We start from the raw sequence: 6164 nt of genomic DNA on the forward strand, positions 1-6164 counted from the left end.
CACTCTCCGCTCCTCCTGTCACGACAAACAACTAAAATTATTCACTATTTGATACCGTCCAATGCTTTTTTAGCAGTAGCATTAGCAGGTCTATAGCCAGAATTTTATTCCAATATTCTTTAGATTCCGGCAACTTATCAGTCACCAGATAGTAGTATCCTAAATAGCTGTAACATTCAATCAAAACTGAATTATAACGAGCATCTTTTTTACCTTCCAGTAAAGTGGCTACTTTCTCATAGAACGGTTTAGCCAATCCGTCGGTTGTTTCAGGGTCAAGTGCCGAGTTGCTACGAGCTCTCCAAAAATTACCTACGTAGCTATCGGGGTTAACTTCTGCAACTACAGCGAATACAGAGTCTGCTTTAACCAAAGCATGCTTACGGTCAGCAGCATCAGTAGTCGACAAAGAATCGGCATGCGTACCTGCTCCATAATAAAGACGACCTAGCTGATATTGTAAATCAACAGTTTGTTTTTCTTTATCCAGAGAGGTAATATATTTCTTATAAGCGTCAATCGCTTTCTTATAATCGTTTTTCTGCTCATAAACAGTCGAAATATTCTGATATAAGTCAGTTTTCGTAGAATCAAGCTCAATCGCTTTTTCATATTGAACTACTGCTTCATCATACTTCTTTAATGCATCGAGCAAGTGACCATAATACATATAGTCCAAATAAGAATAGTCTGCCTTGTCTGCTTCATTAAAAAACAGATTCGCAGCTTTCTGTGCTTCATCAAAACGTTTCAGGTCCGTATTATTATACATCGCCAAACGATTGAATGCTGCATGCTTAGGATTCTTTTGCAAACCTAAGTTAGCCACCTCAAGTGACTTTTCAAAGTTATGATTCAAGAACAAAGCAAACGAATACTTCACTAAGTCACCCTCGGTAGCTGTTGCATCCGTGGCAACATGCGAATAATATTCCGCTGCCTTACTAAAATCATTTTTAGAATAATAGATCTCCGCTAACTTCTTATCAACCGCTTTATTATCCGGTTCCAATTCTTTTAACTGAGTTAGTTTTTCGATTGCAAGTCCGGCGTTCGCAGCTTTATAAATATCTGCATACTTCAGATAAGCCTCGGTACAACGCGAATCAAAATAGATTGCTTCTTCATATTTTTGAGAAGCTAAACCTGCATTTTTTTGTTCTACAGCAATATCTCCTTGCAAAACAGAGACAAGTGCCGATTTTCCATTTGCCTTTTTCCCTAAAGCTGCATACTCTTCTGCTTCAGTTAGTTTGCCTGCTTTCAAATAGGTTTCACCAATAGCGACCAAAAGGTCTACATTTTTTTTATTTTTTCCTTTAATCAGCTGCGATGCTTCTTCAGCAGCTTGAGCCGGATTATTCTGAATAGTTTCTTTCAACTTAGCAACCCCAGCCTGCCATTCCGCAGTGGTCGATTGCGCACAAAGTGATCCGACAGCTATAAATGCCCCGGCCAAAAACACTTGAATTCGTTTCATTAGTTATTAATTTTAGTATTATTCGTCTTTTACATGGACAATGCGTACAGGCTGAGTAGCCGGTACAAGACCAGATTTTAAGATAACCCGTTGTCCTTTATCAGATGCCATGAAAAAAGTGAATCCCCAAGAGAGCCCATTACGGGGATCATTCAATAAGGCATAAATTGGGCGAGCTAATGGATAGTTTCCATAATACAAATAAGCTTGATAAGGTTTATAACTGTTGCTTGGCGTAGCCACATCATCAGCACTTACCGCCATCACTCTTATTTCATCCCGGAAGCTAAGATTCGTAGTATCGCTTCGATTACCCAGCCAATTCACACCAATAATCCCAACCGCGTCGGGTGTTGCTGCTACGTAGTCGATAACCTGCTGATTCGTGTTCAGAGCATGTACGTCAGTTGTAGCCAAAGGCTTACCACCACACACAGAGTCGATAGCGAAACGCACGGTACTCGAGTTCTTATTATCAAATACTACTTGAATATTTTTCAAACGAGATGCCGGATATATTTCTTTCCATTGTGAAACCTCGCCAGTTAAAATACGTTGGAAGTCACGAACAGTTATAAGAGAATCTGGATTCTGACGATTTACAATCAACGCCAATCCGTCTGTCGCAAGCTTTATCTCTCTAGGAGCAAAATTACGGCTGCGGAAAGATTCCAATTCAGCTTCTGTGAACGTACGAGTCGCAATTGCTAGTCGTACACTATCCTTCAAAAGCAAATTGATCGCTTCCACTTCCGTTGTATAACGAGGAACAATCCCGGCTAATGGGTACATGCCCTCAAATACATCGATTTCTTCCTGCACAATAAGCTGAAAGCTCTCATCTGCTGCAATAGCTACCACACCAGAGGAATATGTATCTGTACGGCCATCTTTTGGTTTCGGGCGACATGAAGTCACCAGTACCAAAAAGACCATACCTATTAACCAGAATTGTTTCTTCATTATTATTGTAATTTAAACATTACAGGTACTGTAAATTTCACACGTACGGCTTTACCGTTCTGCTTACCAGGAATCCACTTCGGCATGCTTTTAACCACACGCACAGCTTCTTTATCCAGATAAGGGTCAACGCCACGCGCAACATGCACATCGCTAATAGAACCATCACGTTCTACTACGAATTGAATAATTACGCGGCCTTGTGTTCCATTTTCCTGAGCAATAGTCGGATATTTGATATTCTTACCAAGGTAAGACATCAATTCAGACTGACCACCAGGGAAAGTAGGCATCTGCTCTACCATGTCGAAAACCTTTTCAACTTCTGGTTCAGCCTGCGTTACAATCTGCTTTACGTCAGCAATATCCTTACCATGTGCTTCATCATTACCTTTTACGTCAGCAATAGAGATAGCGACCTTACTAGAAGTCAATTCTTCCTGACTCTTGATTTCACTATCTTCATTTACTTCCTCATCCTTTTTAATGATAGGAGCTGTAAATTTGATAGAGCTTCTAAGTGCAGGAGGAGGAGGAGCTACCGGCTCAACACGTTTCATCTCTTCTTGCTTAACCTCTGGTGCCTCCAATTTAGACAATTGAGTTACCTCAGTCATAACCTCTTTCTGTTCCGGAGTAGCCAATTTGATTAGCGTAGGGATACTAAAACCAACAATTGCAAGAATCACCACAATAAGCATCGCCCAATTGTGTCGTTTCCCAGAGTTAGCACGCATCCGATACGCTCCATAGGCTTGATTTTTACCTTCAAAAATCAGCTCACACCATTCGGGAGAAGTCAAATCTAATTTTGCCATTTTACTTTTCTTTTTTAGGTGTTACATCATTATTCGGTAGAACCTTGTGATAAAGCTCCCTTTGCATCATAATTCTGCATTAAGAATCTATCTGCATCAACGATATCTGTTATCACATATTTACCAATATTACATATCTGCATTTCATCCAGAGCATCAATCAGATTCTTATAAGAAGCATCATCAGTAGCCTTAATAATTATAGTTGGAGTATCTTTTCCTCCCTTTATTTCAGTAACTCTTTTCTTATAATCCGCATCTGTTATCTTAAGTTCCAACTTTTGCTGTTTCAAAGCTCTCACTTCGTTAACAGCAGCCGCATTTTTTCTTAAAAGAATGTTACGAAGACCATCAGCTCCATAAGTTGTTTCCTTCAATGAAGTATAATCCGTATAGTTCGGTTCACCTTCATAGTAGTAAAGTTTGTTCTCAGGGCCTAACAACAATGTTAATGCTTGAGAAGCCTTTACCTCGGTAAGCTGGTCTTTCGTTAAATCTTTCTCATTACTAGGCATGCTTATTTCCATCGTCTGAGGTTGACTCAGAGTGGTACAAAGCATAAAGAAAGTAATAAGCAACATGTTCATGTCCACCATTGGGGTAAAGTCTACCCGGACATTCATTTTTTTCTGCTTACTCTTACTTCTTTTTCCGCCACTGCTTTCTTGTACTTCAGCACTCATAATTCCTCCTTTTTATTCTTCAGATGTAGTTTTGAGAGAAGTAATCAGATTGTACCGATTTTCCCGCAAGTCCTGAAGTGAGTTCATAACATTCTTAATCACTGAGTATGGAGTTGTAGCATCGGCCTTAATAGCAATACGCAGATCAGCGTTAGCAGAGCGTGCATTACGCACCCAAGACTTAAACTGATTGTCTGTACTATCGCAAGGAATACCTTCATTCGGCAACACTTTATCTCGTTGTTCATCCGAGAGATTCAAGAATTGTTGCATACTTCTAATAGGTACTCCGAAAGTTGGAGACAACACAAATTTACTCTCCTCTTCAGGGGTAAATTTAATACCATACTCATTACCCATACTCTCCAAAACGGCCTGCATATCCTGCCGCTTATCGAGCTCATAAATACTTTGCCTGACGGATCAATCAAGACCTGGAGTATATTAGTCTCCGGGATCTTAATTTCCGAGACAGAGGCTGGAGTAGTAACTTGCACCGGCTCTTTCTTTACGAACGTTGATGTCAACATAAAGAAGGTAAGCAATAGTACAGTTACGTCACTCATAGCTGTCATATCTATGAACGTATCTTTCTTTTTAATTCGCGCTCTACCCATAATTAATAGAATTTAAGTCGCAAATTAATGAGTTGCTGCAAAAGTCTGTACAATAGAGAAACCTACTTCGTCAAGACTATAAGTCAGTTTATCAATTTTATTAGTGAAATAGTTGTAAGAAATTACAGCCAATGCACCAGTCAAGATACCGAAAGCCGTGTTAACCAAAGCTTCAGAAATACCTTGTGAAAGAGCCAAAGAGTCAGTACCACCACCAGAAGACAGAGCAGCAAATGAACGAATCATACCGATTACAGTACCCAGAAGACCCATCAATGTACCTAAAGTTGTAATAGTAGCAATGATCGGAAGGTTTTGCTGCATCATTGGCATTTCCAATGCAGTTGCTTCTTCCAACTCTTTCTGAATAGCAAGAAGTTTTTGCTCTTTTGTTAATTCAGAGTTTTTCTCCATTTCGGCATATTTCACCAAAGTAGAAGTAACAACATTAGCTACTGAACCACGTTGTTTGTCACAGATTTCATGTGCCTTTTTCAAGTCACCAGCAGACAAAGCCTCTTTGATATTAGCTACAAACTTAGCTAAAGCTCCTCTACCAAAGGCTGAACGAATAGCAAAATAACGTTCAACACTTAATGCTAGTACAGTAAGCAATAAAGTTTGGATTATAGGAACGATATATCCACCTTTGTAAATTGTACCTAACAAGTTTCCATCCAATGGGTGGTTGTTAGGGTCGTTATTCACAAAATTGCTTGGGTTTCCCAAGAGGAATTGGAATATACAAAGGGCTAGTATAAAACAACCGATCATAACCAAACCCGCATTTTTAATTCCTACCACTTTATTGGCAGCTTTTTTTTGAGTAGTTTCCATAAATAATTTTTTTTGTTAAGAAATTAATTTTAGTTATTTAGAAAATATTATTTCGTAAAACAGTGCACAAGACATACCTCTCGATTAGGCCCTAAAGATAATCGCATTCTTTTAAAAAACAAAAGAGTAAATTAAAAAAAAGGAGAAAAGCCCACAACTAAACAAGAATACGCCTTAATGCAAAGACATAATAGTCATTGCATATAATGGAACAAGATGCATACTCACTAAAATAAAAAGATTTTCGTGCCAACATTCTTCCTCGCAATACGCACAATGCATATTTTAAGAATTCAAGAGAAGCACGTAAATCAAAAAAAAGTTTTATATTTGGTTCTGCATTGCATGTAGATAGAGTAGAGGCGTTTTTAAGAACAAATTTAGTATTTACTTCATAAGTCACATCACTTCTCTTCCCTGTCGTTTTTCGCTTTAATAAAAAACATAGGCGAAGAAACTCATAAATAAACCACTCATACTAAGCAGTAATATGATAGGGATTGATATGAATTCCATAAAATCTTTCATTGTATTCTTCTAGTTATAATAAGATTTTTAATTTCACGGACAAAGGTAGCAATTTAATGTATCTGTTTGTCGTTATTTACATCTTTTAAATCTAAAATTTCAATCTATTATGAAAATAATTTGTGATTTTATTCATAATAGTCTATTTTTTCTCACCATATTAAAATCATTCAACAGCAGGATTCACAGAGCAAATTGTCAAAAGTTAAAACTTTTACATACTTAGCCAAGCATCTAC

5 protein-coding genes and 2 pseudogenes are annotated in these 6164 nt (G+C 38.1%); all 7 read right to left on the bottom strand.

Features of this window, described 5'->3' with window-relative positions; all coding sequences use genetic code 11:
- Positions 1-44: 44 nt before the first annotated feature.
- Positions 45-1480 (bottom strand): annotated as a pseudogene (locus JCM10512_RS15720) (tetratricopeptide repeat protein).
- Positions 1481-1498: 18 nt separating this feature from the next.
- The gene (locus JCM10512_RS15725) at positions 1499-2443 is read right to left on the bottom strand and encodes a PstS family phosphate ABC transporter substrate-binding protein (RefSeq protein ID WP_183209448.1); all 945 of its coding nucleotides are present in this window, start codon (positions 2441-2443) and stop codon (positions 1499-1501) included.
- Between the two features lie 2 nt (positions 2444-2445).
- On the bottom strand, positions 2446-3261 hold the full coding sequence (locus JCM10512_RS15730; protein ID WP_044164614.1) for an energy transducer TonB: 816 nt from the start codon (positions 3259-3261) through the stop codon (positions 2446-2448).
- Positions 3262-3290: 29 nt separating this feature from the next.
- Positions 3291-3944, bottom strand: a complete 654-nt coding sequence (locus JCM10512_RS15735) for an ExbD/TolR family protein (protein WP_044164616.1) — start codon at positions 3942-3944, stop codon at positions 3291-3293.
- 12 nt (positions 3945-3956) lie between these two features.
- A pseudogene (locus tag JCM10512_RS15740) lies at positions 3957-4561 on the bottom strand (ExbD/TolR family protein).
- A gap of 24 nt (positions 4562-4585) precedes the next feature.
- On the bottom strand, positions 4586-5398 hold the full coding sequence (locus JCM10512_RS15745) for a MotA/TolQ/ExbB proton channel family protein (RefSeq protein ID WP_044164618.1): 813 nt from the start codon (positions 5396-5398) through the stop codon (positions 4586-4588).
- Positions 5399-5555: 157 nt separating this feature from the next.
- A complete protein-coding gene (locus JCM10512_RS25245; RefSeq protein WP_500778529.1) occupies positions 5556-5801 on the bottom strand; it encodes a DUF8440 family protein in 246 nt (81 codons plus the stop codon).
- Positions 5802-6164 lie beyond the last annotated feature (363 nt).

It is taken from the genome of Bacteroides reticulotermitis JCM 10512 (assembly GCF_000517545.1).
Classification (GTDB): domain Bacteria; phylum Bacteroidota; class Bacteroidia; order Bacteroidales; family Bacteroidaceae; genus Bacteroides; species Bacteroides reticulotermitis.

Excerpts from the sequence above, each read along its gene's own strand:
- JCM10512_RS15745 (WP_044164618.1), bottom strand. The coding sequence starts at position 5,398 with ATGGAAACTACTCAAAAAAAAGCTGCCAATAAAGTGGTAGGAATTAAA.
- JCM10512_RS15735 (WP_044164616.1), bottom strand. The coding sequence starts at position 3,944 with ATGAGTGCTGAAGTACAAGAAAGCAGTGGCGGAAAAAGAAGTAAGAGT.
- JCM10512_RS15730 (WP_044164614.1), bottom strand. The coding sequence starts at position 3,261 with ATGGCAAAATTAGATTTGACTTCTCCCGAATGGTGTGAGCTGATTTTT.
- JCM10512_RS15725 (WP_183209448.1), bottom strand. The coding sequence starts at position 2,443 with ATGAAGAAACAATTCTGGTTAATAGGTATGGTCTTTTTGGTACTGGTG.